The organism is Halomonas sp. B23F22_3, from assembly GCF_043496965.1.
In the GTDB taxonomy this organism is placed as follows: Bacteria; Pseudomonadota; Gammaproteobacteria; order Pseudomonadales; family Halomonadaceae; genus Halomonas.
This window is the reverse complement of the sequence record NZ_JBIEKG010000001.1, coordinates 300121-324649: the sequence shown is the minus strand read 5'-3', so window position 1 is coordinate 324649 and position 24529 is coordinate 300121. Positions and strand designations below refer to the sequence as shown.

General features: G+C 69.2%; 23 protein-coding genes. 14 read left to right on the top strand and 9 right to left on the bottom strand.

Annotated elements, in window-relative coordinates; all coding sequences use genetic code 11:
- Positions 1–117: 117 nt before the first annotated feature.
- The 9 genes from ACGTNG_RS01430 (at position 118) to ACGTNG_RS01390 (ending at position 12771) form a co-directional block, all read left to right on the top strand.
- Positions 118–987 (top strand): carbon-nitrogen hydrolase family protein, encoded by an 870-nt coding sequence (locus tag ACGTNG_RS01430; RefSeq protein WP_394575044.1) that lies wholly within the window; start codon positions 118–120, stop codon positions 985–987.
- Positions 988–1136: 149 nt separating this feature from the next.
- Positions 1137–2609 carry a biotin carboxylase gene (locus ACGTNG_RS01425; RefSeq protein ID WP_394575043.1) on the top strand — a complete coding sequence of 491 codons (1473 nt, stop codon included), beginning with the start codon at positions 1137–1139 and terminating at the stop codon, positions 2607–2609.
- A 47-nt stretch (positions 2610–2656) separates the two neighbouring features.
- Positions 2657–3655: a C45 family autoproteolytic acyltransferase/hydrolase gene (locus ACGTNG_RS01420; protein ID WP_394575042.1), complete on the top strand. Its 999-nt coding sequence runs from the start codon at positions 2657–2659 to the stop codon at positions 3653–3655.
- A 60-nt stretch (positions 3656–3715) separates the two neighbouring features.
- On the top strand, positions 3716–6499 hold the full coding sequence (locus tag ACGTNG_RS01415) for an aminotransferase class I/II-fold pyridoxal phosphate-dependent enzyme (RefSeq protein WP_394575041.1): 2784 nt from the start codon (positions 3716–3718) through the stop codon (positions 6497–6499).
- Positions 6500–6750: 251 nt separating this feature from the next.
- A complete protein-coding gene (locus tag ACGTNG_RS01410) occupies positions 6751–8232 on the top strand; it encodes an NAD-dependent succinate-semialdehyde dehydrogenase (RefSeq protein ID WP_394575040.1) in 1482 nt (493 codons plus the stop codon).
- 182 nt (positions 8233–8414) lie between these two features.
- The gene (locus ACGTNG_RS01405; RefSeq protein WP_394575039.1) at positions 8415–9860 is read left to right on the top strand and encodes an aspartate aminotransferase family protein; all 1446 of its coding nucleotides are present in this window, start codon (positions 8415–8417) and stop codon (positions 9858–9860) included.
- Between the two features lie 101 nt (positions 9861–9961).
- Positions 9962–10969, top strand: a complete 1008-nt coding sequence (gene eutB, locus ACGTNG_RS01400) for a hydroxyectoine utilization dehydratase EutB (RefSeq protein ID WP_394575038.1) — start codon at positions 9962–9964, stop codon at positions 10967–10969.
- 94 nt (positions 10970–11063) lie between these two features.
- On the top strand, positions 11064–12011 hold the full coding sequence (locus ACGTNG_RS01395) for a cyclodeaminase (protein WP_394575037.1): 948 nt from the start codon (positions 11064–11066) through the stop codon (positions 12009–12011).
- A 76-nt stretch (positions 12012–12087) separates the two neighbouring features.
- Positions 12088–12771, top strand: a complete 684-nt coding sequence (locus ACGTNG_RS01390; RefSeq protein ID WP_394575036.1) for a haloacid dehalogenase type II — start codon at positions 12088–12090, stop codon at positions 12769–12771.
- Between the two features lie 88 nt (positions 12772–12859).
- On the opposite strand, the gene ACGTNG_RS01385 is transcribed toward ACGTNG_RS01390, so the two are convergent.
- The gene (locus tag ACGTNG_RS01385) at positions 12860–13429 is read right to left on the bottom strand and encodes a carboxymuconolactone decarboxylase family protein (RefSeq protein WP_394575035.1); all 570 of its coding nucleotides are present in this window, start codon (positions 13427–13429) and stop codon (positions 12860–12862) included.
- 96 nt (positions 13430–13525) lie between these two features.
- Positions 13526–14119: a TetR/AcrR family transcriptional regulator gene (locus tag ACGTNG_RS01380; RefSeq protein ID WP_394575034.1), complete on the bottom strand. Its 594-nt coding sequence runs from the start codon at positions 14117–14119 to the stop codon at positions 13526–13528.
- Positions 14120–14277: 158 nt separating this feature from the next.
- Here ACGTNG_RS01380 and ACGTNG_RS01375 point away from each other — a divergent pair, with 158 nt between their 5' ends.
- The 4 genes from ACGTNG_RS01375 (at position 14278) to ACGTNG_RS01360 (ending at position 18303) form a co-directional block, all read left to right on the top strand.
- Positions 14278–16713 carry a PqqD family peptide modification chaperone gene (locus ACGTNG_RS01375; RefSeq protein ID WP_394575033.1) on the top strand — a complete coding sequence of 812 codons (2436 nt, stop codon included), beginning with the start codon at positions 14278–14280 and terminating at the stop codon, positions 16711–16713.
- Between the two features lie 124 nt (positions 16714–16837).
- A complete protein-coding gene (locus tag ACGTNG_RS01370; RefSeq protein ID WP_394575032.1) occupies positions 16838–17119 on the top strand; it encodes a hypothetical protein in 282 nt (93 codons plus the stop codon).
- 123 nt (positions 17120–17242) lie between these two features.
- Complete coding sequence (locus tag ACGTNG_RS01365) at positions 17243–17818, top strand: DinB family protein (protein WP_394575031.1); 576 nt, start codon at positions 17243–17245, stop codon at positions 17816–17818.
- Positions 17818–18303, top strand: coding sequence for a DUF302 domain-containing protein (locus tag ACGTNG_RS01360; protein ID WP_394575030.1), 486 nt, complete (start codon positions 17818–17820; stop codon positions 18301–18303). The genes ACGTNG_RS01365 and ACGTNG_RS01360 overlap by 1 nt, the downstream gene beginning before the upstream one ends.
- Positions 18304–18438: 135 nt before the next feature.
- On the opposite strand, the gene ACGTNG_RS01355 is transcribed toward ACGTNG_RS01360, so the two are convergent.
- Entirely contained in the window at positions 18439–19158 is a 720-nt protein-coding gene (locus ACGTNG_RS01355) for a DUF3047 domain-containing protein (RefSeq protein WP_394575552.1), read from the bottom strand.
- Positions 19159–19407: 249 nt separating this feature from the next.
- On the opposite strand from ACGTNG_RS01355, the gene ACGTNG_RS01350 reads away from it, so the two are divergent.
- Entirely contained in the window at positions 19408–19866 is a 459-nt protein-coding gene (locus ACGTNG_RS01350) for a DUF302 domain-containing protein (protein WP_394575029.1), read from the top strand.
- A 1-nt stretch (position 19867) separates the two neighbouring features.
- Here ACGTNG_RS01350 and ACGTNG_RS01345 read toward each other — a convergent pair whose 3' ends face one another.
- The 6 genes from ACGTNG_RS01345 to ACGTNG_RS01320 all read right to left on the bottom strand — a co-directional run bounded on the left by ACGTNG_RS01345 (position 19868) and on the right by ACGTNG_RS01320 (position 24494).
- Entirely contained in the window at positions 19868–20062 is a 195-nt protein-coding gene (locus ACGTNG_RS01345; protein ID WP_394575028.1) for a zf-HC2 domain-containing protein, read from the bottom strand.
- Positions 20059–20637: a sigma-70 family RNA polymerase sigma factor gene (locus ACGTNG_RS01340; RefSeq protein ID WP_394575027.1), complete on the bottom strand. Its 579-nt coding sequence runs from the start codon at positions 20635–20637 to the stop codon at positions 20059–20061. The genes ACGTNG_RS01345 and ACGTNG_RS01340 overlap by 4 nt, the downstream gene beginning before the upstream one ends.
- Before the next feature lie 157 nt (positions 20638–20794).
- Positions 20795–21469, bottom strand: a complete 675-nt coding sequence (locus tag ACGTNG_RS01335; RefSeq protein ID WP_394575026.1) for a TIGR04282 family arsenosugar biosynthesis glycosyltransferase — start codon at positions 21467–21469, stop codon at positions 20795–20797.
- Complete coding sequence (locus ACGTNG_RS01330; protein ID WP_394575025.1) at positions 21459–22151, bottom strand: TIGR04283 family arsenosugar biosynthesis glycosyltransferase; 693 nt, start codon at positions 22149–22151, stop codon at positions 21459–21461. Before ACGTNG_RS01330 ends, ACGTNG_RS01335 begins: the two co-directional genes overlap by 11 nt.
- Before the next feature lie 31 nt (positions 22152–22182).
- On the bottom strand, positions 22183–22818 hold the full coding sequence (locus ACGTNG_RS01325; RefSeq protein WP_394575024.1) for an ATP-binding cassette domain-containing protein: 636 nt from the start codon (positions 22816–22818) through the stop codon (positions 22183–22185).
- Positions 22815–24494: an ABC transporter permease gene (locus ACGTNG_RS01320; protein WP_394575551.1), complete on the bottom strand. Its 1680-nt coding sequence runs from the start codon at positions 24492–24494 to the stop codon at positions 22815–22817. The genes ACGTNG_RS01325 and ACGTNG_RS01320 overlap by 4 nt, the downstream gene beginning before the upstream one ends.
- Positions 24495–24529: the final 35 nt, after the last annotated feature.

The following is a 24529-nucleotide window of genomic DNA, read 5'->3' as shown; positions in this document are numbered from 1 at the left end:
GAGGGTGGGCGTGTGCCCACCCGGCCGGGCGATCCTGCCGGCATGCATCCGCTGGTGCCGGTTCGTGTTCGATAGTGCCCCGGAAGTGTTCAAGATCGCCTGACGCAGAGAGCTCCTATGTCCTATTTCACGATTGCAGGGGTGCAGATGCACGCCCTGCACCACGGTGACAACACCGAGGCCATGCGCCACCGCATCGACGTGTTGATGAGCCGCTTTCCTCAGGTACAGATGGTGCTGTTCAGCGAGCTGATGCCGATGGGGGCCTCGCCGCACCATGCGCAACCGCTGCCCAACGACGCCGAGGCGCTGTTCTGCCAGATCGCCGAGCAGCATCGCATCTGGCTGATTCCCGGCTCGATGTTCGAGCAGACCCCGGATGGCATCTACAACACCCTGTCGGTGATCAACCCCCACGGCCAGGTGGTGTCCCGCTTTCGCAAGATGTTCCCCTTCCGCCCCTACGAGGCGGGCGTCGAGAGCGGCAGTGAATTCGTCGTCTTCGACGTGCCCAACGTGGCGCGCTTCGGGGTCTCGATCTGCTACGACATGTGGTTCCCCGAGACCACCCGCACCCTGGCCGCCATGGGCGCCGAGGTGATCCTGCACCCGACCATGACCGACACCATCGACCGTGACATCGAGCTGTCCATCGCGCGTACCAATGCGGCGGTCAATCAGTGCTACTTCTTCGATATCAACGGCGCCGGCGCCATCGGCAACGGCCGTTCCATCGTGGTGGGGCCCTCCGGCGACGTCATTCACCAGGCCGGCACCGGCGAGGAGGTCATGCCGATCGAGGTCGACCTCAACCGCGTGCGCCGCGAGCGCGAGACCGGCCTGCGCGGCCTGGGCCAGCCGCTGAAGAGCTTCCGCGATCGCAAGGTCGACTTCTCGCTGTATCGCAGCGAGACCGGCTCGAGCCCGTTCCTCGATACCCTCGGGCCGCTGGCCAAGCCGGTTCGAGCCGACATCGAAGAGTACTGATCCCTCGCCTTCGGGCGGTGCAGTGACAAGGAGATTCCATGCTGGAGCCACTGCTTCGATTGCTGCGCCGCCTGTTTGGCAACCCCCCGGCGGCCCCTGCCGCGCACCAGGCGCCCGGCGCCACCCCCGTCCCCGATGGAGCGACCTCGATGAGCAAAATAACAACCATTGCCGACGTACGCCGCCACTTCCTCAATAACAAGGAGCCGATTTACTTCATCTCGGCCACCAACTTCAACCTGCTGGGTATCGGCGACTGGGTCGGCAACTTTCGCCACATCAACTACATCGACTGCTTCGAGGGCCAGCAGCGCAACGTCTTCGTGCCCAAGGAGAAGTTTCCCCGCGACTTCGAGAGCATCGAGGACATCAACAACTACCTCCTCGAGCACAAGGAGGTCATCGACTTCATCCAGTCCCGCGCCCAGGGCGAGAACGCCGGCGTGGCGGCCTTCCTGATGTTCGACGAGCACACCGAGGAGGTCTGCGAGCAGCTCGGCCTCAAGGTGGCGTTCCCGCCGGCCAAGCTGCGCTCGCGGATGGACAACAAGATCGAGACGGTGCGCATCGGCAACAAGGCCGGCGTGCCCAGCGTGCCCAACGTGCTGGCCAAGGTGGGCAGCTACCAGGAGCTGTGCGAGGTCAGCCGGGAGCTCGGCGACGACCTGGTGGTGCAGACCGCCTTCGGCGACTCTGGCCACACCACCTTCTTCATTTCCAGCGAGGATGACTACTACAAGCACGCCGAGGAGATCGAGGCCGAGGCCGAGGTCAAGATCATGAAGCGCATCAACTGCCGCGGCTCGGCCATCGAGGCCTGCGCCACGCGCTGCGGCACGGTGGTCGGCCCGCTGATGACCGAGCTGGTTGGCTTCAAGACGCTGACCCCCTACAAGGGCGGCTGGTGCGGCAACGAGATGTTCGCCGGCGCCTTCGACCAGTCGGTCCGCGACAAGGCCCGTGAGTACACCTTCCAGTTCGGCGAGGCGCTGCGCGAGGAGGGCTATCGCGGCTACTTCGAGCTCGACTTCCTGATCGACATGGACAATGGTGAGGTCTATCTCGGCGAGCTCAATCCGCGGGTCACCGGGGCCAGTTCGCTGACCAACGTGGCGGCCTTCGCCCACTCCGACATCCCGCTGTTCCTGTTCCACCTGCTGGAGTTCTCCGACGTCGACTTCGACCTCGACATCAACGAGATCAACGAGCGCTGGGCGCATCCGGAGAGCGTCGACAGCTGGAGCCAGCTGGTCATCAAGCACACCGACGAGAGCGTCGATCTGCTGACCCAGGCGCCGCGCACCGGGGTCTGGAAGATGGCCGCCGACGCCAGCATCGGCTATCACCACTACAACTATCACCCCCACGCCGCCGAGGACGAAAGCGAAGGCTTCTTCCTGCGCATCAGCGGGGCGGGCGACTTCCGCTACGAGGGCGCCGATCTCGGCATCCTGATCACCCGCGGGCGCCTGATGGACGACGACTTCCAGCTCAACGAGCGCGCCAAGGCGTGGATCGACGGCATCCGCGGCCAGTACGCGGGACAGTCGCTCCAGGATCCGGTGGTGGAGGAGGTGGCCGTCAGCCACGCCGTCGGCGGCGGCAACTTCAAGATCCTGTGAACACCGGGATCGGTTCCCCTTCGTCGCGGGAGGTACCGCCGGGCGACATGGACAAGATGCTCGATTTTCGCACCGTGCACGAGGCGACGGCGGGGCCGCGCTGGCAGGCGCTGTTCGAGTACCACTGGCCGGCCTACGAGCAGTGGTACCTGAGCGAGGGGGAGCGAGAGCGGCCGGGATATCTCGCCTGCTACAACGCCCTGCGCCGGCACATGCCGGAACTGCTCGATACCTACCGGTCGCTCTGCGAGCTGGCCGGCGGGGGTGACCTCGCCGCGCGCTTCCTGAGCCTCTACCAGCCGCCGCCCTACATCACCGGCTGCTCCCAGGCGGTGCTGGCCAGTCCCTCCTCCACGGTGCTGGCGCGTAACTACGACTACCCGCCGGAGCTCTGCGAGGGGACCATTCTCTACACCCACTGGAACGAGCGGCGGGTGATCGCCATGACCGACTGCCTGTGGGGCGTGCTCGACGGCATGAACGACCGCGGGCTCGCCGTTTCGCTGGCCTTCGGCGGGCGCAAGACGGTGGGCCAGGGCTTCGGCGCGCCGATCATCCTGCGCTACCTGCTGGAGTTCTGCGACAGCGTGCCCGAGGCGGCCGAGGTGCTGGCGCGGATCCCCACCCACATGGCCTATAACATCACCGTGGCCGACGCCGCCGGCCGCTACGTCACGGCGATGATCGGCCCGGATCGTCGCGCCAGCATCCGGCGGGTGCCGGTGGCGACCAATCACCAGAAGAAGATCGAGTGGTACGCCCACGCCCTGGCCTCGGAGACGCTGATCCGCGAGCGCCAGCTGTCGATCCTGGTAGACGACGAGGCCACCACCGACGAGCGGCTGATCGCCGCCTTCTCGTCGCCGCCGCTGTTCCGCCACGACTATCGCCGCGGCCTGGGGACGGTCTATACCGCGGTCTATCGTCCCGCGACGGGGCGCGCGGAGTTTCACTGGCCCGGCCTGACCCTCGACTTGAGCTTCGATCACTTTCCCGAGGAGCGAGTCACCGTGCGCTATGGGGCGCGCGGCCTGCCTGCCGGCTGATCCCGGCTCGCTCGCCGTCGCGCTGCGTTTTCACAACAACGAACATGGATGGGTGTTGACATGCCAGAGACGAGTCCCACCGAGACGCCCTACACGGCCCTGGGCTTCTACCACAAGATCTCCCAGCTGCGTGCCGACACCTGGAATGCGCTCAAGCGCGACCTCGGGCAGCTGGTGCGCCTGGAGGACGAGGGCCGGGCCAAGAACCTGGTCAAGGCGGTCGACGTCAAGCTGACGCGGCTCGAGATCATCGAGGACTATCACGCCTTCCCCTCCAAGGAGGATTTTCGCCACCTCTGGGCGCTCTTCGACCGCGAGGAGTATGGGTTGCTGGAGAAGGTGGTCAAGCGCCTGGTGCGGGCGCTGATCAGCGAGTCCTACCGGCGCCGCCACGTCGATCTCTCCGAGACCGATGCCGACGCCGAGGATCTCGAGACCCTCGATGCCCTGGCGCAGCTGCGTCGCGGCCACCCGGCCTCCAACAGCTCGGCCCAGCCCTACTTCGAGCTGCTGATCGTCGACAACCTCTCGGCGCCGGAGGAGGAGGTGGTCCGCGAGGCCTTCCACAACATGCGTCGCCCGGAAGATCGCTTCGTCTATGATGTGGTCACGGTGCGCAGCTTCGAGGACGCGCTGATCGCGGTGCTGGTCAACCCCAACATCCAGGCCTGCCTGATCCGCTACGAGTTTCCCTACAAGTCGAAGTACAACCTCAGCGCCCTGCGCAGCTACCTCGAGGGCATCTCGGAAAAGTCGCTCGAGAACCAGACCGAGGCCGAACGCAGCATCCTGCTCAGCTCGATGATCCACGAGCTGCGTCCCGAGATCGATCAGTTCCTGGTCACCAGCGGCGACGTGGAGGCCACGGCCAGCCGCGACATCCGTCACTTCAATCGCATCTTCTACCGCGAGACGGACTACATCGAGCAGCACCACACCATCCTGCGGGCCATCGACAATCGCTACCGCACGCCCTTCTTCGATGCCCTGCGCGAGTACAGCAAGAAGCCGACCGGGGTCTTCCACGCCATGCCCATCTCGCGGGGCAAGTCGATCACCCGCTCCCACTGGGCCGGGCAGATGATCGACTTCTACGGCATCAACATCTTCCTCGCCGAGACCTCGGCCACCTCCGGCGGGCTCGACTCCCTGCTCCAGCCCTACGGGCCGATCAAGAAGGCCCAGGAGTACGCCGCCCGGGCCTTCGGCGCGCGCCAGACCTTCTTCGTCACCAACGGCACCTCCACGGCCAACAAGATCGTGGTGCAGGCGCTGGTCAAGCCCCGGGACATCGTGCTGATCGACCGCGACTGCCACAAGTCGCACCACTACGGCATGGTGCTGGCCGGTGCCCACGTCAGCTATCTCGACTCCTACCCCCTCGACGACTACTCGATGTACGGCGCCGTGCCGCTGCACGAGATCAAGAAGACGCTGCTCGGCTACAAGCGCTCGGGCCAGCTCCACAAGGTCAAGATGCTGCTGCTGACCAACTGCACCTTCGACGGCGTGGTCTACAACGTGCGGCGGGTGATGGAGGAGTGCCTGGCGATCAAGCCCGACCTGGTCTTCCTGTGGGACGAGGCCTGGTTCGCCTTCGCCGGCTTCAACCCGACCTATCGGCCGCGCACCGCCATGCACGCCGCCCGCACCCTGCGGGACCGCTACCGCAGCGAGTCCTACCGCGAGGAGTACGAGGCCTGGAAGGCCGAGTTCGACGCCCTCGATCCCGACGACGATGCCACCTGGCTCGAGCGTCGCCTGATGCCCGACCCCGACACGGTGCGCATCCGCGCCTATGCCACCCACTCCACCCACAAGACCCTGACCTCGCTGCGCCAGGGCTCGATGATCCATATCTGGGATCAGGACTATCGCCAGAAGGTCGAGGCGCCGTTCCACGAGGCCTACATGACCCATACCTCGACCTCGCCGAACTACCAGATCATCGCCTCGCTGGACGTGGGACGCATGCAGGCGGAGATGGAGGGCTTCGAGCTGGTGCACGCCCAGGTCGAGGCGGCGCTGTCGCTGCGCGAGCAGCTCTACACCCACCCGCTGCTGCAGAAGTACTTCCGGGTGCTGATCAACAAGGACATGGTGCCGCTGGAGTATCGCGAATCGGGGGTCGAGACCTTCTACGACCCGGTCACCGGCTGGAACAAGATGGAGGAGGCCTGGGCCAACGACGAGTTCGTCGTCGACCCCAGCCGCATCACCATCGCCATCGGCGCCACGGGTATCGACGGCGATACCTTCAAGAACGAATACCTGATGAACAAGTACGGCATCCAGATCAACAAGACCTCGCGCAACACCGTGCTGTTCATGACCAACATCGGCACCTCCCGGGGCGCCATCGCCTACCTGCTCGACGTGCTGATCAAGCTGGCCAAGGAGTTCGAGTACCGCTGGGAGGAGAGCAGCCGCCCCGAGCGCAAGATCATCGAGAACCGTGTCCACTCGCTGACCTGTGAGCTGCCGCCGCTGCCGGACTTCAGCCGCTTCCACGACGCCTTCCGCCCGGTGGCCGACAGCCAGACCCCGGAGGGGGACATCCGCCGCGCCTACTTCCTGAGCTACGACGAGGAGCACACCGAGTACCTGCGATTCGACAACGGCGAGCTTCAGGCCCAGATGCGCGATGGCCGCGACGTGGTCTCGGCGAGCTTCGTGATTCCCTATCCGCCGGGCTTCCCGGTGCTGGTGCCCGGGCAGGTGGTCAGCGAGGAGATCCTGCATTTCCTGCAGGCCCTGGATGTCACCGAGATCCACGGCTACCGGCCCGAGCTCGGGCTACTGGTGTTCACCGAGGAGGCGCTGGCCGATCCGCCGCTTGGCTGAGAGCCGGGGCCAACGGAAAAAGGAACCTACAGAAAAAACCGCAGCGTCACGGCGCAGGACAAAAAATCCTGCGCCTTATTCATTGGTTAACGAAAAGTCTCGTCCCGCCATCGCCCTTACCCTGTACCCATCGAGCCGTCCTGCGACCTAGCGACAGGCGGCTCGTCCGTTTCTTCGTTTTCTCGGCGCCCAGAGCCGCGCCGGAATATCGCCGGCGCTGACACACGCCGGCGCGTCAGGGGAGGTAGCGCATGACTCTGTCCAACAAGCTCAGCGATCCGCGTCTGTTCCGTCAGTACGCCTACGTGGATGGCAAGTGGACCCATGGCGACGGCAACCGCGAGGAGGCCGTGTTCGATCCGGCCACCGGCGAGGCGCTGGGCCACATCCCCTGGCTGGAGCCCCACCAGATCACCGGCGCCGTGGATGCCGCCGAGGCCGCCTTCGTGCACTGGCGCGCCCTGCGCGCCGACGAGCGCTGCGAGCGCCTGCTCGCCTGGTACGACCTGCTGCAGGCCAACCGCGAGGACCTCGCGCTGCTGATGACCCTCGAGCAGGGCAAGCCGCTGCCCGATGCCCGGGGCGAGGTGGAGTACGGGGCCAGCTTCGTGCGCTGGTTCGCCGAGGAGGGCAAGCGCACCTTCGGCGAGACCATCCCCAGCCACATCCCCAACGCCGCACTGGGCACCCTCAAGGAGCCCGTCGGGATCGCCGCGCTGATCACGCCCTGGAACTTCCCGCTGGCGATGATCACCCGCAAGGCCGCCGCCGCCATGGCCGCCGGCTGCACGGTGATCGTCAAGCCCGCCGGCGAGACCCCGTTCTCGGCGCTGGCGCTCGCCGAGCTGGCCGAGCGCGCCGGCATCCCGGCCGGCGTGTTCAACGTGGTGCTGGGCGACCCGCCCGAGGTGTCGCGGATCCTGTGCGGCGAGGATCGCGTCAAGGCGCTCTCCTTCACCGGGTCCACCCGGGTCGGCCGGCTGCTGCTGGAGCAGTGCGCGAACACGGTGAAGCGTGTTTCCCTCGAATTGGGTGGCAACGCCCCCTTCATCGTCGGGCCGGACATGGATCCCAAGGAGGCGGCCTTCGCCGCGGTGGCGGCCAAGTTCCAGACCGCCGGGCAGGACTGCCTGGCCGCGGATCGCATCCTGGTCCACGAGTCGATCCATGACGAGTTCGTCGCGCACTTCGCCGAACGCATGGCGGCGCTGACCGTGGGCAACGGCCTGGAGGGCGAGATCGACCTGGGCCCGCTGATCCATCGCCAGGCGGTGGAGAAGGCCGCGGCCATCGTCGACGATGCCATCTCCAAGGGCGCGACCCTGGTGGCCGGCGACCAGAGCCAGGCGCCCGGCGAGAACTTCTTCATGCCGACGCTGCTCTCGGGCGTCACCCACGACATGAAGCTCTGGCACGAGGAGAGCTTCGCGCCGGTGGCCGGGATCACCGCCTACGCCGACGACGACCAGGTCATCGAGATGGCCAACGACACCGAGTATGGCCTCGCGGCCTACCTCTACACCCATGATATTCGCCGCATCTGGAAGATCCTGCGGGCTCTGGAGTTCGGCATGGTGTCGGTGAACTCGGTGAAGATGACCGGCCCCCCGGTGCCCTTCGGCGGCGTCAAGCACTCCGGCCTCGGCCGCGAGGGCGGCGTGACCGGCATCGACGAGTACCTGGAGACCAAGTACTACTGCCTCGGCGCCCTGGGCTCCGTGTCTGGTAGTTGAGCTCGCTGCGCTCGGCCATAGGGCGTTGGATCCTGGTTCGAACATGCTCATTTACGGAACGTAAACTCCGCTGTTCTCTCCAGGATCCGCTTTCTCTGGCCTTCGCTCGCAGAGCTCTCCAGATGAGTGATCTTGCGACAACCATTTAAACCTTCTCCCCGCAGGATGCCGGGGAGTCTGACATGAGAAGAGAGAACGAGATGAGCCAGCAGCACCGGGACCTGATCGAGCGCGACCGCAAGGTGACCTTCCACGCCTCCACCCACCTGCGCGACTTCGCCCACGGCGATGCGCCGGGCCGGGTGATCACCGGCGGCCAGGGCATCCACATCGTCGACAAGGATGGCCGCGAGTTCATCGACGGCTTCGCCGGCCTGTACTGCGTCAACATCGGCTATGGCCGCACCGAGGTGGCCGAGGCCATCTATCGCCAGGCCCTCGAGCTCTCCTACTACCACACCTACGTGGGGCACTCCAACGAGCCGCAGATCGCGCTGTCCGAGAAGATCCTCGAGCTCGCCGGCCCCGGCATGTCCAAGGTCTACTACGGCATGTCGGGCAGTGATGCCAACGAGACCCAGCTCAAGATCGTGCGCTACTACAACAACGTGCGTGGCCTGCCGCAGAAGAAGAAGGTCATCTCGCGGATGCGCGGCTACCACGGCTCCGGCATCGCCTCGGGCTCGTTGACCGGCCTCAAGGCGTTCCACGACCACTTCGACCTGCCCATCGACACCATCCGCCACACCGAGGCGCCGTTCTATTACCAGCGGGCCGCGGAGCTCGAGGGCATGACCGAGCGCGAGTTCTCGAAGCACTGCGCGACCAAGCTCGAGGAGATGATCCTCGCCGAGGGCCCGGAGACCGTGGCCGCCTTCATCGGCGAGCCGGTGCTCGGCACCGGCGGCATCGTGCCGCCGCCGGAGGGCTACTGGAGCGAGATCCAGGCGGTGCTGGCCAAGTACGACGTGCTGCTGATCGCCGACGAGGTGGTCTGCGGCTTCGGGCGCATCGGTACCGACTTCGGCAGCCACTTCTACGGCATCAAGCCCGACCTGATCACCGTGGCCAAGGGCCTGACTAGCGCCTACCAGCCGCTCTCCGGGGTGATCGTCGGCGATCGCGTGTGGAAGGTCCTGGAGCAGGGCACCGGCGAGTACGGCCCGATCGGCCACGGCTGGACCTACTCCGGCCACGCCCTGGGCTGCGCCGCGGGCCTGGCCAACCTCGAGATCATCGAGCGCGAGGGGCTGACCCACAACGCCGCCGAGACCGGCGCCTACCTGCAGCAGCAGATGCAGGCCGCCTTCGGCGACCATCCCATCGTCGGCAACGTGCGCGGCGTGGGCATGCTGGCGGCGCTGCAGTTCGCCGCGGACCCGGCTCGTCGCCAGGACTTCGATCCGGCGCTCAAGGTCGGTCCGCGCATCGCCGCCGCGGCGCTCGAGGAGAACCTGATCGCCCGCGCCATGCCACAGGGCGACATCCTGGGCTTCGCGCCGCCGCTGACCACCAGCCGCGAGGAGGTCGACGAGATCGTCGCCCGGGCCCGTCGCGCCGTGGACGCGGTGCTCGACGAGCTGGTTCGCGAGGGCGCCGTCAAGGGCCTGGCTGCCACCGTCGCCTGACGGTTCAGTCGTCGTCGGTCCCGCCCGGGGCCGGCGGCCCTCAGCATTGCTCATCGTCGCCGCGGGCTCGCCCGCGGCGACGCCGTTGGCAGGGAGGAAAGATGCCCCATCACGCTGTCACCCTGGAGAGCCTCTATCAGGCGCGTCGGCGCCTCGCCGGCGAGGCGGTGCGCACGCCGCTGGTGCGCTCGGCGGCGCTCTCGGCCCGCTTCGACGCCGAGATCCTGCTCAAGCTCGAGACCCACCAGCCCACCGGCGCCTTCAAGCTGCGCGGGGCCACCAACATGATCGCCGCGCTGATCGAGCGCCACGGCCGCGAGGCCCTGGCGGCCGGCGTGGTGACCGCCTCCACCGGCAATCACGGTCGGGCGGTGGCCCACGCCGCCGCGCGGCTGGGGCTGCCGGCGGTGATCTGCCTGTCGCAGCTGGTGCCGCCCGACAAGGTCGCCGCCGTCGAGGCGCTGGGCGCCGAGGTGAGGCGCGTCGGGGCCAGCCAGGACGAGGCCTTCGAGGAGGTCGAGCGACTCGTGCACGAGCGCGGCATGACCCTGATCCCGCCCTTCGACGATCCCCTCGTCGCGGCGGGGCAGGGCACCATCGGCCTGGAGCTGATGGAGGATTGTCCGGCGCTCGATCGCGTCATCGTCGGGCTCTCCGGCGGCGGCCTGCTGGGTGGCATCGGCGCCGCGATCAAGGCGATCCGGCCCGCCTGCCGGGTCACCGGGGTGAGCCTGTCGCAGGGGGCGGCCATGTGGGCAAGTCTCCAGGCCGGGCGACCCGTGGCCGTCGAGGAGGTCGAGAGCCTGGGCGATTCGCTGGGCGGCGGCATCGGGGCGGATAACCGCTGCACCCTGGCGCTGGTGCGCGAGGTGATGGACGACCACTTCCAGGTCTCGGAGCGCGCCATCGCCGGCGCCATGGTGGCGCTCCTCGAGCACGAGAAGGTGCTGGTGGAGGGCGCCGCCGCGGTGGGGCTCGCGGCCCTCGAGGCGCATGCACTCGAGCCCCCGGCCTTCGACGTGCGCGGCCAGCGCGTGGCGCTGATCCTCTCCGGCAACGCCGTGTCGCTTGCGACCCTTGACCGGGCCCGGGCCCTGGCGGGACGCTGAGCCCTCAGCTTTTCTGGAGTGAGCCCTCAGCTTGTCCTGGAGTGAGCCCTCAGCTTGTCCTGGAGTGAGCCCTCAGTGTTTCATGGAGATTGCCATGCAGCTCTATCAGCGCGAGGCCATCGAGGCCGCCGTCGGCATCGACCAGGCGGCACTTGCCGCCGTGGAGGCGGGGTTCGCGGCGCTGGGTCGCGGCGAGGTGGTGCAGCCGCCGATCCTCTCCATGGCCATCGAGGAGGCCAACGGCGAGGTCGACGTCAAGACCGCCCATATCCGCGGCGCCGAGTGCTTCGCCATCAAGGTCAGCCCCGGCTTCTTCGACAACCCGCGGCTGGGGCTGCCGAGCCTCAACGGCCTGATGATGGTGTTCTCCGCCCGCACCGGCCAGGTGGAGGCGGTGCTCTTCGACGAGGGCTACCTCACCCGGGTGCGCACGGCACTCGCCGGCGCCATCGCGGCGAAGCACCTGTCGAGGCCGAACAGCCGCCGGGTCGCGGTGCTGGGCGCGGGAGAGCAGGCCGAGCAGCAGGTCCAGGCGCTGCGGCTGGTGCGCGACATCGATACCCTCGACGTCTGGGCGCGCCGCCGCGAGGGCGCCGAGGCCTACGCCGAGCGGATGCGGGCCGCGGGGCTCGCGGTGACCGTGCACGACGAGGTGGCGAGCGCCTGCGCGGCGGCCGACATCATCGTCACCGCCACCCCGTCGCGCACGCCGCTGCTCCACGCCCGGGACCTGCCCGAGGGCGTGCACGTCACCGCCATGGGCTCGGACAGCCCGGAGAAGCGCGAACTCGACGCCTCGGTGCTGACCCGCGCCGATGCCTTCGTCTGTGACACTCGCGCCCAGAGTGAGAGCAACGGCGAGCTCAAGGCCTTCGCCGGCGGCGAGGTGCCCTTCAAGGTCCATGAGCTTGGTCGGGTCATCGCCGAGGGGCAGCGCCTGCGCCTGTCCGATGCCACCCTGACGGTATGCGATCTCACCGGCACCGGCGTGCAGGACACCGCCATCGCGGGCTTCGCCCTGTCGCGGCTCAAGGCCGGCTGAGGCCGCCCGCGCCGACTTGTCGCGGCGGGCGTCCTGGCGCACGCTGGGAGCCTTCACCGATGGAAGGAGCAAGGAGATGGCCACGATACTCGCCTTCGACGTCTACGGGACCCTGATCGACACCCACGGCGTGGTCGCCGAACTCGAGCAGCGTCTCGCCGGGCAGGACCGCTCGGACCTGGCGCCCGAGTTCTCGCGGCGCTGGCGCGACAAGCAGCTGGAGTACAGCTTCCGCCGCGGCCTGATGGGCGCCTACGTCGACTTCGCCCGCTGCACCCGCGAGGCACTGGAGTTCACCGACCGGGCCCTGCAGACGCACTTCTCGGAGACCGACAAGGAGCACCTGATGGGCGTCTATGCGCGCCTGCCGGCCTTCCCGGAGGCCTCGGCGGCGCTGGAGCGATTCGTCGCGGGGGGGATGAGCTGCGTGGCCTTCTCCAACGGCAGCCGCCAGGCGGTCGAGGGGTTGCTGGACCAGGCCGGCATTCGCGAGCACTTCGACGACGTGGTCAGCGCCGACGAGATCAAGCGCTTCAAGCCCGACCCGGCGGTCTACGCCCACTTGCGCTATCGGCTGGAGAGCGAGCCAGGCGATACCTGGCTGATCTCCAGCAACGCCTTCGACGTGATCGGCGCCCGCCATGCCGGCCTGCACGCCGCCTGGGTGCGGCGCAGCCCGGATGCGCCCTTCGATCCCTGGGGCATCGATCCGGACCTCACGGTGGCCGATCTCGACGCCCTGGCCGAGCGGCTGGCCTGAGCCGCCTGGCCCCGCACCGATACGCCCCACACGACGACGCCCTGGCCGGATCATCCGGCCAGGGCGTCGTCGTGTGGGGCAGCAGGCCTCAGCCCTGCCAGGCGTAGTCGGCGAAGGCCTCGTCGACGGGCGGGTGATTGACGTGGTTGGCGTAGTTGGAGAGCGTCTTGACGGCCAGCGCCAGGACAATCTGCAGCACATGCTGTTCCTCGAAGCCCGCCGCCAGGAAGGCCTCGACGTCCGCCTCGCCGGGCATGCCCCGGGTCTCGAACATCACCCGGGTGAACGTGCTCAGTGCCGCGAGGCGCTCGTCGGGAATCGGCCGGTCGTGACGGATCGCCTCCAGCACCTCGGCCGGCACCTGGGACATCTTGTCGGCCAGCATGCTGTGGGCGGACATGCAGTAGCCGCAGCCGTTGAGCCGGCTGATGGTCAGAAAGACTACTTCCTGCTCGGGCGGCGCGAAGCCGGAGTCCTCGCGGAACAGCGCATAGCCGTGCAGGTAGGTGTCCAGCACGCCGGGCGCCTTCGCCATGCCCTCGTACATGTTGGGCACGAAGCCCAGGGTCTCGTTGGCCTGCTCGAGCAGCGGCTTCGCCTTGGCGTCGGCGGTCTCGAGGGTCTGGGGAGGGAGTTGCATCTGATAGCTGGCTGACATGTGGCGTACCTCCTGCGTCGTCATGGATGCTGAGTGTCGTGCTATTTCTGGATCGATCGTTCCTTAAATGGCAAATAGGGACCTTCTGCTGGGCGATCATCGGCGTCGCAGGCCGTCCAGCAGCAGCTCCACCGCCTGGCGGGCCTGCTCGCCGTCCGCTCCGCTCTTCAACAGGGTCCTGAGGCCGGCCATGCCCATCGTCAGGTAGCCGGCCAGGGCATCGGCATCTCGCTCGGGGTCAACGTCGCCCTCGGCCTGGGCCCGTTCCACGGCATGCTGAAACAGCGCCGTGATGGCGGCCACGCTCTGCTGGGCGTGCTGCGACGGCGCATCGCCTCGCTGGCCGAGCTCGCTTGCCGAGTTGAAGATCAGGCAGCCCAGGGCGGCGCGCTCGTCGCCGGCCTCGCCGGCCGTCTCGCGAAACAGCGCCTCCAGAAAGCCCATGGCCGAGGGCGCCGCCGCCAGCCGGCGTTCGAGCCGGCCGAGCAGCGACGCGCGATAGCGCCGCAGGGCCTCGAGGAACAGCTGCTCCTTGTTGCCGAAGGCCTGGTAGAGGCTGCTGCGCGAGAGGCGCATGGCCTCCAGCAGGTCGCGGGTCGAGGCGCTGTCGTAGCCTCGTGCCCAGAAGACCTGCATGGCGGCGCTGGCGGCCTCGTCGGGGCTGAAAGCGATGGGGCGTCCTCGTGTCATGGGGGATGAATTTAGTACCGATCGTTCCATAAATCAAGGCGCGACAGATCGCCCGACGGTTGCTATCGCTGTAAGGAGCGCCTGGCCGCGACGACAGAGCGTCCAGAGTTCACCGCCACGGCATCACCAACGCGATGGCCGCACAGGAGAATCCGAGCATGACGGAGCAGCATTCGCCGAGACGTTTCTGGCTGGGCGGCCAGCGGGCCGCGGAGCAGGACCGCTTCTTCCGCGAGGCCCTGGAACCCCTGGGCTGGCGGGTCGGGGACTCGCAGGACTGGGACGCCGCCTGGATCACCGGCATGCCGGAGGCCGGAGAGTTCCGGCGGGTCTCGCCGAGACGCATCATGAACCATTTCCCGGGCAACGCCGCGCTCACCGTCAAGAGTCGCCTGCACGAGAGCCTCGCCGCCCTGCGCGAGCGCATCATCGAGAGCCACGGACCCGACCATGAGCTTGCCAAGCGCCTGGGCTTCTTTCCCCGCGCCTACGTGATGCCCGACGACTACCACGCGCTGCAGCAGGCGGCCCGGGAGCATCCCGAGCAGCGCTGGATCCTGAAGCCCACCAACGCCTCCAAGGGCAAGGGCGTACGCGTGCTCTCTGATGTCGCCGAGGCGCCCCTCGCCCGGGACTGGCTGGTGCAGGAGTACCTGGCCAACCCCCACACCATCCGCGGCCACAAGTACGTGCTGCGCCTCTATGTGCTGATCAGCTCGCTTGCGCCGCTGCGCGTCTATCTCTACCGCCAGGGCTTCGCCAAGCTGGCCTCGGAGCCCTGGGACCCCGACGATGCCGACAACCCTTACAGCCAGCTGACCAATCCGGACATCAATGCCCTGAACGACCGCGCCGAGGTGCCGGTGGAGTTCATCGATCTGGATCGCTACCGCCAGTGGCTCAAGGACCAAGGGCACGACGACGAGGCCCTCTTCGCTCGCATCGAGGACCTGGTGGCGCTCACCGCAATCTCCGCCGTGGACGCCATGCGCGCGCGCACCGCCGAGGCCGGCGCCGATCCCCGCGGCTGCTACGAGCTGCTGGGGCTCGACTGCCTGGTGGACGACACCCTCACGCCGTGGATCCTCGAGTGCAACTTGAGCCCCTCGCTTGGCATCTGCGCCGCCCCGGAGTCGGGCGGGCGCGTCGAGGAGGCGGTCAAGGGCGGGCTGGTCCGCGACCTGGTGACGCTGCTCGATATCCCCGGCCGGACGGCGAGAAAGGGGGCGAGAAAGGGGGCGAGAGAGCTGGCGAGCGGAGAGGCGGACCAGGCGCCGGGGCGGGACACCGCCGCAGCGCTGGTCGCCGAGGCCGAGGCGGAGCGGGCGCGTGCCGGCGGCTTCCTGCGGCTGCTCCCCGCCGCCGAGCCGGAGCGCTACCTGCCCTGTTTCACGCTGCCGAGCCTGGCCGATTGGCGGCTGGCCGAGGGGCTCGCCGGGCGGGCGTTGCCGGCTCCGCGTCTGGCGCGCCGCCGCGTCGCGGAGATCGTCGACGAGGAGCGTCTCGCCCTCTACCACACCGGTCGCGGCGATCTCTACCGACCCAACGACACGGCCGCGCTGATCTGGCTGCTGGCGACCGAGGGGCTGGATCTGGATGCCATCGTCGAGGCGCTGGCCAACGCCACGGACCTGATCACGGACGAGCGGGGGACCGATCACGAGCGCCTGCGCCGGGAGGTCTGGGCCACCCTGCACGACTGGTGTCGTGCCGGCCTGCTCTGTCAGCGGGGCACCCCCCCGACTGCGCCGCCGGAAGCGTGCGATATCCCTGACGAGGCCACGCCGGTGTCGTCGTCGGGGCGGGCCATGAGGCTCCAGCTGGACGGCCGTGACTGGGCCCTTCACGCGGGAAGCGGCGCCGCCATGGCGCGGTTGGTGACATGGTTCGGCGAACGGCTCTCGCCGCTTGACGCCGAGGCATCAAGCCGGCTGCCGCGGCTCTCGGTGCTGCGCGCGTCCGTGGGCTATGCCCTGGCCACCGACGACCGCCTGCTGGCCTCGCGGCTGACCCTGGCGCAGCTGGGCCCGGTAGTGACGTCGCACCTGATGCGGCAGGCCGCGAGGCCTGGCCGCCCGGTCGTCGACGCGACCCTGCTGGTCACCCCCCAGGGCCGCGGGGTGCTCTGCCTGCTCCCCGACGAGGAGGAGAGCCGCGCCCTGCTGCAGCGGCTGCGGGAGGCCGCGAATGGCGTGCTGACCCGCGGCGTACGGCTGGACCTCTCGGATCCGAGCATCGCCGAACCCCTGGACTTTCCCCTGCCAGGCATCGCCGGCGTGGCCCCGTACGGGTTGCCCGCCACCGTTTCGCTTGGCGGCATGCTGCTTCCGGCCGAAGCGTCCGCCGACCAGGCCCTCGTCCCGGTGGCCATGCTGGAGGCGCTTGGCGAGCTGCTGCCGCACTGCTTGACCGTCGATGACCAGGCGCTGGATGCCCAGAGTGTCGCGGCCCTGGGCGACTGGCTCTCTACCCTGGCCTTGAGCGCGGTGAGGGCGGGCCCGGGGGCGTCGGATGCCGCGTCCCTGACCGAATGGCTGGTCGCGCGGGTAGACCCCGCCCCCACGGATCATTCTCCCGCCATGGCGAGAGGATGACAGGGGCACGAGCATACGGTGATGCCCCCGGCATCGCCGATGAAGACGTCGGTCACCGGACCGGCGTCACGGCAACACGACACGCGCGACGTGTCGCCCACCCGGTATCAAGGAGGTCATGATCATGACACTGCAAGACGAGAAGCGTCGTAGCCTGCTGAGTCGCCTCAGCCGTCAGCTGGGCTACACGGCACCGGCCCTCGCCCTGGTCGCCAGCGGGGCGGCGTTCCAGGCCGTGGCCGGCGAGACGTCCCCCGAGCTGAGCTATACCAATGGCCAGGAGGCGCCCCTGATGCTGGCCGAGGCCCACGCCGAGGGTGGCGCCGAGGCCGAAGGTGAGGCGGAAGGTGAAGCCGAGGGCGAGGGTGAAGCAGAAGCGGAAGGCGAGGGCGAAGGGGAGGGATGAGCCCTTCCTTCCCCACCGGCGAGAGATCAGGTCCGTCACCACGGTGGCGGCCTGACTTCCCCCGCGGCCGCCTCAGGGCGATTTCCCTGACGTAACCCCAGTGGACCTCACAGGATACCCGTCATGACATCACGTCCCTCTCCGCCCTCTCCCGACACCGCGCGTCTCGTCGAGGAGAACCTGCTGACCCTTGCCCAGCTGAGGAGCTTCGTCACCGGCCTCGCCCCCGAGCACTATCGACAGGCATTCGGTGAGCATGGGCGCCACACCCTGGGCAAGCATGTGCGCCACATCATCGATCATTATGACGCTCTCCTCGACGGCCTCGAGCGAGGCGGGGAGGTCATCGACTACGAACAGCGCCGACGCGATGAGACCCTCGAGCAGTGGCCGCAGCAGGCTGCGAGCCATCTGGCCGACATCGAGTCAAGGCTGTCGGCGCTTTGCAGCGAGCCGTCGCCGGCCGTGCCGACCCTGGCCTATCCCCTGGACGACGGGGCGCTTTCCCTGGCGTCGAGCCTGAACCGCGAGCTTGCCTTCCTGACCAGTCACAGCATTCATCACATGGCGATCATTGCCCTGCTGGCCGAGCAGTCGGGTAGCCATCTGCCCGAGACCTTCGGGGTACATCCCTCCACGCTTCGCCACTGGCAGCGGGTGCCCGCGGAGTCGACGTCCCTCACGCGAAGGAGTGCCTGATGATGCGCATGAGACTGGTGATCTGGCTGCTGTTACTGGTCGTGGCGCTGCCCGTGAGCGCCGAACCTCGTTGGCCCGACGAGGGCTGGCAGGTCACGCCCACCTCGCTTGCCTACGACGACCTGCTGTCGGCCCTGCGGGAGGCGGTCGAGGCCGAGGGCATGTTCGTGGTCACCGAGGCGGGCCCCACCGAGGCGGCCGCCAACCGCGGGATCACCCTCCCCGGCAACCGGGTCGTCGGCGTGTTTCGCAATGACTATGCCGTCCGGATCCTGCGGCTCAGCGTCCCGGCGATGATCGAGGCCCCCATGCGCTTCTATGTCACCGAACACGAGGACGGCGGCGCCACGCTCTCCTGGAAGACCCCGACCCATCTGCTCGCCCCCTACGTGGACGCGGCCGGAGAGGAGCTGGCAACGGTGGGCCGCGAGCTCGATACCCTCTTCGCGGACATTGCAAAGCGTGCCACCGAGGAATCGGAGTAGCCCCGGAGATCCCGACCCCGTGCCTGCGTAGATCGACATGCCCCGCGAGCCCTCACCGCCGTCGCTGCTTGCCCGGGCGGCGACCCTGATCTGGCGCTACGGCGACCTGCGGTACGTCGCCGCCGACCGAGGGCGTCAGGGACAGGCGGGCGGCGCCGGTGAGGCGGAGAAGGCGAGGTGGGTGAACCAGGCCGTGGCATCCACGCCGGCGTTATCGCCGTCGCTCATCAGGGCCAGGCCATCGAGGCGGGTCGCGCGCTCGCCGAAGAGGCGCCGGTAGTCGGCGCCGACGTCGCGCACCTCCGCCACCCATTCGCCGACGCGCGCGTCGCCGCTCTGCAGGGCCAGCAGCCGGGCGCGGTCGGTGAAGGCGTTGGGCCAGGCGCTGCCGGCCGGCTGATGCGAGGCCCAGACGTAGTTCACCGACTCCACCTGCCAGGGCAGCAGCCCCGTCTTGCGGGCCACGTAGACCCGGGCGGGATAGTCGTCCCCGGACTTGCGCGTCTCGTCGAGCCCCTCGTGAATCCCCGAGACCCGCCAGCACCACTGCAGGTAGGGCGTCTCGCCAAGATCGATCTCGCGCTCCAGGTACTTCGCCGAGGCCCGCCGGCGGGCGCGGGCCTGGAGCGCCAGGGTGCCCTCCAGGTCGACGACGCGGTATTCGGTCTCGCCGGCGAAGACGCGGGTCGACCAGTCCCGGATCTCCTCCGGCGAGAAATGCAGGTCATCGGCCGCCATGGCCAGTCCGCCACCGAGCAGGGGCGGCCCGGCACAGAGCGCGGCCAGCAGCAGGCGGCAAGACAGGGAACCAAGCTGAAAGCCGGACAGGCGGGAAAAGCGCAGCGATCGGATCATCACGCGGGTCACTCCAGGCATCGGGGAGCCATGTTCGGTCGAGGCCGCCGCGCCATCCTTACGCCGTCGTCGGCCGGGAAAGGCATTGGCGAGCCTATCCTCATGCTACCCCCTCTCTCGGCCGTATCGAAGCGGCACCGCTCGTCCTCATGAGGAGGACGCCATGGCCTGGCGCTCCGGCGGGTTGCCTTGCCAGGGGCCCGGACGTTGGCCACGCTGAGCGGGCCACCACACGAAGGGAGAAACCTCATGAACAGAGCGGTGATCGGGGCGGCCCTGGGCCTGCTCCTGGCCACGGCGCCGGTCGCGCAGGCGGAGTCGCACGGCATCCGGCAGTTCGACTCGAACGATGCGTTCGCACGCGTCGATCAGCGGCTGCGCACGGCGATCGAGGAGCGGGGGCTGACCCTGATGAGCGTGATCGACCACGCCGCCAATGCCCGGCGAGTGGATCTCTCGTTGCCTCCGACCCGGACCTTCGTGTTCGGCAATCCGGCGGTGGGCACGCCGATGATGCAGTGCCAGGGCAGCATGGCGCTGGACCTGCCGCAGAAGATGGTGGTGAGGGAGACCGACGAGGGCGTCCGGCTGGAGTGGAACTCGCCCCACTACCTGGCCGAGCGCCATGGCCTGGAGGAGTGCGAGCTGCCCCTGGAGAAGGTCGCCGGCCTGCTCGAGGGCCTGGCCAGCGCCGCCGCGGGCCGCTGACTCATGCCGGCGGCTCGTCCTCCTCCTCGGGGCCGAGGTGCCGGCCAGCCTCATGCAGTAGCGTGAATTGCCGGTCGCACTCCCGGCACGCGCCGCACATGGCGAGATGCAGCCGCAGCGAGAGCCTTTCCTGGAAGGTGAGGGGCCGGTCCTGGCGGAGCGACATCAGGCGGGTCGCCTCCTTGCACATCATCATGAGGCGTCTCCCTCGAGCCAGCCCTGCTCGATGCAGGCGCGCAGCCTCAGCCGGGCGCGATGCAGCATCACCCAGCAGTTGTTCTCCTTGATGCCGAGTTCCTGGCAGATCTCCCCGGTGGAGAGCCCCATCAGCTCGCGCAGGGAGAAGATCCGCACGGCGCTGTCCGGCAGGGCGATCATGCAGGCGTCGAAGACCTGCCAGAAGCGCTCGTTCTCGAAGGCGGCCTCGGGCTCTCCCCAGCTCTGCGGACGGGCCTCCTGCTGCCAGCGGCCGTTCTGCTGGAACAGCCGGTCGATCGTCTCGTCATCGTTCTCGTCCGCCAGGGGCTGCCAGCGGCCTTGGCGCTTCTGCTGACGCATGGCGTCGAGGATCTTGTACTTGAGGATACCGAAGACCCAGGTCTCGTAGCCGGAGCGTCCGGCGAAACTGTCGTTCTTCTCGATGGCGGACATCATGGCCTCCTGAACGGCATCCTCTGCCTGGCTTCGATCCCGCAGGTGCATGAGGGCGAAGGAGACCAGGCGCGGTCTCACCGCCGTCAGCCGCTCCAGCCTGTGTGCCTTTTCGTCCATCGATGAGCCCCCGTTCCCGCTGTCGTTGTTATCTGCGCTGCGGGAAAGAGTCTAGCAGCTGAGGTTGGCCGCCGGGATGGGCGCATTCAGGGGGGAGGGACTCTTCGCTGAGTCGCGGCCCGCGGGCGTTCCTTACGGGGCGCGCGATGGTGAGGCCTCACTCCTGGCCCTCGAGACGGTCGTCGGGCCGAGGGTCAAGAAAGCCGACGCCGAGCGCGTCGTCCAGGCGGGCCAGTCTCGCGAGATCCTCTGGGCGGTCGACGTCCCAGAGCCGCGCCGGGCAGGCCAGCCGCCAGTCAAGCGCCTCGGCGCGCTCACGGGTCTGGGCCATGACGCGCTCCGTGCCCCAGTCGATGCCGGAAAACAGCCGGCGCTCGGCGCGCCGGACGCCGACCAGCGCATAGCCGCCATCCTCGACCGGCACGAAGACGCCATCGGCATCACTCAGCGCCGCCGCGCAGCGTCGCAGCAGCGCCGGGGTCAGCGCCGGGCAGTCGCTGCCGATCAAGAGCCCCGGCGCGTCCATGGCCGCGAGGGCCTGGTGCATGCGCGCGCCGAGATCGCCCTCGGGCTGGGCGCGCAGCGCGATGCCGTGGCGAGCGGCCAGTTCCCGGAACAGCGGGTGAGCGTGCTCGAGTGCCGTCCACAGGGTGATTCGCTCGGGCGAGGTCGCCGCCAGGGCGGTGGCCAGCGCGTGGCGCAGCAGCCGCGCGTGGAGCCGGCTGGCGCCCTCGGCGCCGAGGGCCGGAATCAGCCGCGTCTTGGCGCGACCGGGAATCGGCGCCTTGGCGAGTATCGCCAGGGGAACGTCGCCGCGAGCGTCAGCGCACATGGCGATACGCCCGGGCCAGGTCGTCGGGGGAGGCGCCGCGCCAGTAGCGCCAGCGCAGCCGCCACATCAGCAGGATGGTGCGCCAGGCGCCGCCCTGCTCCCAGCGCCGCCCCGAGGTCGTCACCCGCTCGCGCAGGCAGGCCGGCCTGGAGCGCCGCTTGAGCCGTCGTGACATCTCGATGTCCTCCATCAGCGGCTGATCGGGAAAGCCGCCCGCGGCCGCGAAGGCCTCACGGGTCATGAACAGGCCCTGGTCGCCGGTGGCGATGCCCGTCCAGCGCGAGCGCCGGTTCATGGCGAAGGCGATGACGGGCAGCAGCGGATGGCGCCCGGTCAGCCGCACGTCGAAGCGCCCCCAGTCGCGCCCCTCGGCCAGCGCCGCGGCGATCGCGGCCTCGGCCCCCGGCGGCAGGCGCGTGTCGGCATGCAGGAACAAGAGCTGCCGGCCGCGGGCCGCGTGGGCCCCGGCATTCATCTGTCGGGCGCGGCCGGGCTCGCTCTCGATCACCCGGGAGGCCAGCGGGGTGGCCCGGGCCCGCGTATCGTCCTGGCTGCCGCCGTCGACGACCAGGAGCTCCGCGCCGGCCGCCCTTGCCGCCTGCAGGTGGGTCAGGGTCGCCTCGATGATGGCGGCCTCATTCAGGGTCGGGATGATGATGCTCAGTCGTGGTGGGGTCGGCATCCTGTCTCTCCAGCGGGGGCTCGGTGAGGCATCATGACGAGAGCTCGATCACCCGCCCGCCGGCTGCCTCGGCGTCCTCGCGGTCGTGGGTCACCAGCAGGCTCGGCAGGCCGGCCTCGCGCAGGCGCTCGAACACCAGCCGGCGCATCGCCTGGCGCAGGTGGGTGTCGAGCTTGGAGAAGGGCTCGTCGAGCAGCACCGCGCAGGGCGCCGAGAGCAGCAGGCGCATCAGCGCCACTCGCGCCTTCTGGCCGCCGGAGAGCGTCGCCGGGTCGCGCTCGCCGAAGCCGGCCAGCCCGATGCGCGCGAGCGCCTGCTCGATCCGGGCGGCCTTGTCGGCGCCGGCGCGGGGCAGGCCGAAGCGCAGGTTGCCGGCCACCGAGAGATGGGGGAAGAGCAGCGGGTCCTGGAACAGCAGGCCGATGCCGCGGCGCTCGGCGGGCACGGCGGTGATGTCGCGGCCGTCCAGCAGCACCCGGCCGGAGGCCTCGAACTCGGGCGCCAGGAAGCCGGCCAGGTAGGCGAGCAGGGTCGACTTGCCGGAGCCGGAGGGGCCCATCACGGTGAGCACTTCGCCCGGGGCGATCTCGGTGTCGAGGGCGACCAGGGGCGTGTCGCCCAGGCGAATGTGGACGTCGCGAAGCTCGAGTCGATGGGGCGTGTTCATGGGGCTCCCTGCATGCCGCGGCGGTTGGACCATAGCAGCTTCGGCAGGCCGATGGCGATCGCGAAGCCCACTAGCGGCAGGCAGGCCTGGACCAGTGCCCAGACCCCGATCACCCGGCGGTTGCCGCCGGCGGCCAGCGAGACCGCCTCGGTGGTGACGGTGCTCACCCGGCCCGCACCGAGCAACTGGGTGGGCAGGTACTGGCCGATGCTCACTGCCAGGCCCACCGCACAGGCGGTGAGCAGCGGGGCCAGCAGCATCGGCAGCCGGACCCGCCAGAAGACGGCGTTGCGCGAGGCCCCGAGCGTCAGGGCGAGCCGCGTCCAGCGCGGGTCGATCCGCCGGTAGGCCTCCGAGAGCGACAGGAAGACGTAGGGCAGCACGAACAGCAGGTGGCCGAAGATGATCAGGCCGTGGGTCGGGCGGGTGCCGAGCTGCTCCATCACCACCACCAGGCCGAACAGGAAGGCGATCTGCGGCACGATCAGCGGCAGGTAGAGCAGCCACAGCGCTTTCGAGGCGGTGCGACCGGTGCGCTGCTCGTTCTCCAGGGCCGCCAGCACCAGGACCGCGGCGAGCAGGGTTGCGCCCAGCGCGATCAGCGCCGTCGAGGCGAGCGGCCCGCCGAGGGCGGGCAGCGCCTGGGCCCAGTGATCCGGCGTCATGCTCCGGGGCAGGGCCCCGGGAAACCGCCAGAACCCCGCCACGGAGTAGATCGCCAGGCCGCCGAGCCCGGCGAAGGCGATGCCCGTGGCGAGCAGGATCGGCAGCCTGCCGGCGAGGCGCAGGCCGGTCTCGCCGTGGCGCCTGCCGCCGCGGGCGATCCAGGCCTTCATCAGCCTGGCCACGAGCCGCTCCAGTCCCCACCAGGCCATTAGCGCCGTGGCAGTGACGCCGAGCTGCAGGATCGCCCCGGCCGAGGCGAGGAAGCGCTGGTCGAGGTCGGGGTCGCTGAACCAGGTGAGGATCGAGACGGCGAGCGTCGGCGGCAGGGTCGGGCCGAGGATCATCGCCACGTCCACCACCGAGGAGGCGTAGGCGATCACCGCGAACACCGGCAGGCGGATCAGCGGGTAGAGGGCCGGCGCCACCACCTTGAGCCAGGCGATGGCGGGGCGGTAGCCCAGCGAGCGGGCCATGGCCACGCGGCGCTCGGCATCGAGCTGGGGCAGCGCCGCCAGGCTCATCAGCAGCAGGAAGGGCACCTCCTTGATCACCAGCCCCGCGATCAGTGAGAGCCCCCAGGGATCCTGGACGATCAGCAGGTCCGGCGGGCGCTCCCAGCCGGTCAGCGACGGCGAGGCTAGTCGCGCGAGCAGCCCCGAGGGAGCGATCAGGAAGGCCAGCCCGAAGGCCGCCGCGGCGTGGGGAATGGAGAGCAGCGGCGAGACCAGCCGCCGGATCCAGCGATCCAGCCGGCTGCCGGTCGCCGCGGCCAGGTAGAGCAGCACCACGGCGAGCGAGATGGCGGTGGCGACGAGCCCGCCGGCGAGGCTGATGGCGACCGAGCGCTCGATGCCCGGCTGGGCGGCCAGCGCCCGCCAGGGGGCCAGCGAGAACGCCTCGCCGCCCAGCGCCGGCAGGTAGCCGAAGGCCGGCAGCAGGGCCATGGCGAGGCCCGCCAGGATCGGCGCGACCAGCAGGGTGGCGATCAGCACGGGGGCGAGGCGCAGCATCATCGGGCCGACCCCGCCTCGCCCGCCCGTGGGGC

Bases quoted from the DNA above. Each gene is read 5' to 3' on its own strand.
- ACGTNG_RS01415 (WP_394575041.1), top strand. From the start codon at position 3,716: ATGCCAGAGACGAGTCCCACCGAGACGCCCTACACGGCCCTGGGCTTC.
- ACGTNG_RS01385 (WP_394575035.1), bottom strand. From the start codon at position 13,429: ATGTCAGCCAGCTATCAGATGCAACTCCCTCCCCAGACCCTCGAGACC.
- ACGTNG_RS01345 (WP_394575028.1), bottom strand. From the start codon at position 20,062: ATGATGATGTGCAAGGAGGCGACCCGCCTGATGTCGCTCCGCCAGGAC.
- eutB (WP_394575038.1), top strand. From the start codon at position 9,962: ATGCCCCATCACGCTGTCACCCTGGAGAGCCTCTATCAGGCGCGTCGG.
- ACGTNG_RS01380 (WP_394575034.1), bottom strand. From the start codon at position 14,119: ATGACACGAGGACGCCCCATCGCTTTCAGCCCCGACGAGGCCGCCAGC.
- ACGTNG_RS01370 (WP_394575032.1), top strand. From the start codon at position 16,838: ATGACACTGCAAGACGAGAAGCGTCGTAGCCTGCTGAGTCGCCTCAGC.
- ACGTNG_RS01390 (WP_394575036.1), top strand. From the start codon at position 12,088: ATGGCCACGATACTCGCCTTCGACGTCTACGGGACCCTGATCGACACC.
- ACGTNG_RS01425 (WP_394575043.1), top strand. From the start codon at position 1,137: ATGAGCAAAATAACAACCATTGCCGACGTACGCCGCCACTTCCTCAAT.
- ACGTNG_RS01325 (WP_394575024.1), bottom strand. From the start codon at position 22,818: ATGAACACGCCCCATCGACTCGAGCTTCGCGACGTCCACATTCGCCTG.
- ACGTNG_RS01410 (WP_394575040.1), top strand. From the start codon at position 6,751: ATGACTCTGTCCAACAAGCTCAGCGATCCGCGTCTGTTCCGTCAGTAC.
- ACGTNG_RS01420 (WP_394575042.1), top strand. From the start codon at position 2,657: ATGGACAAGATGCTCGATTTTCGCACCGTGCACGAGGCGACGGCGGGG.
- ACGTNG_RS01355 (WP_394575552.1), bottom strand. From the start codon at position 19,158: ATGATCCGATCGCTGCGCTTTTCCCGCCTGTCCGGCTTTCAGCTTGGT.
- ACGTNG_RS01330 (WP_394575025.1), bottom strand. From the start codon at position 22,151: ATGCCGACCCCACCACGACTGAGCATCATCATCCCGACCCTGAATGAG.
- ACGTNG_RS01340 (WP_394575027.1), bottom strand. From the start codon at position 20,637: ATGGACGAAAAGGCACACAGGCTGGAGCGGCTGACGGCGGTGAGACCG.
- ACGTNG_RS01405 (WP_394575039.1), top strand. From the start codon at position 8,415: ATGAGAAGAGAGAACGAGATGAGCCAGCAGCACCGGGACCTGATCGAG.
- ACGTNG_RS01375 (WP_394575033.1), top strand. From the start codon at position 14,278: ATGACGGAGCAGCATTCGCCGAGACGTTTCTGGCTGGGCGGCCAGCGG.
- ACGTNG_RS01360 (WP_394575030.1), top strand. From the start codon at position 17,818: ATGATGCGCATGAGACTGGTGATCTGGCTGCTGTTACTGGTCGTGGCG.
- ACGTNG_RS01430 (WP_394575044.1), top strand. From the start codon at position 118: ATGTCCTATTTCACGATTGCAGGGGTGCAGATGCACGCCCTGCACCAC.
- ACGTNG_RS01365 (WP_394575031.1), top strand. From the start codon at position 17,243: ATGACATCACGTCCCTCTCCGCCCTCTCCCGACACCGCGCGTCTCGTC.
- ACGTNG_RS01320 (WP_394575551.1), bottom strand. From the start codon at position 24,494: ATGCTGCGCCTCGCCCCCGTGCTGATCGCCACCCTGCTGGTCGCGCCG.
- ACGTNG_RS01335 (WP_394575026.1), bottom strand. From the start codon at position 21,469: ATGTGCGCTGACGCTCGCGGCGACGTTCCCCTGGCGATACTCGCCAAG.
- ACGTNG_RS01395 (WP_394575037.1), top strand. From the start codon at position 11,064: ATGCAGCTCTATCAGCGCGAGGCCATCGAGGCCGCCGTCGGCATCGAC.
- ACGTNG_RS01350 (WP_394575029.1), top strand. From the start codon at position 19,408: ATGAACAGAGCGGTGATCGGGGCGGCCCTGGGCCTGCTCCTGGCCACG.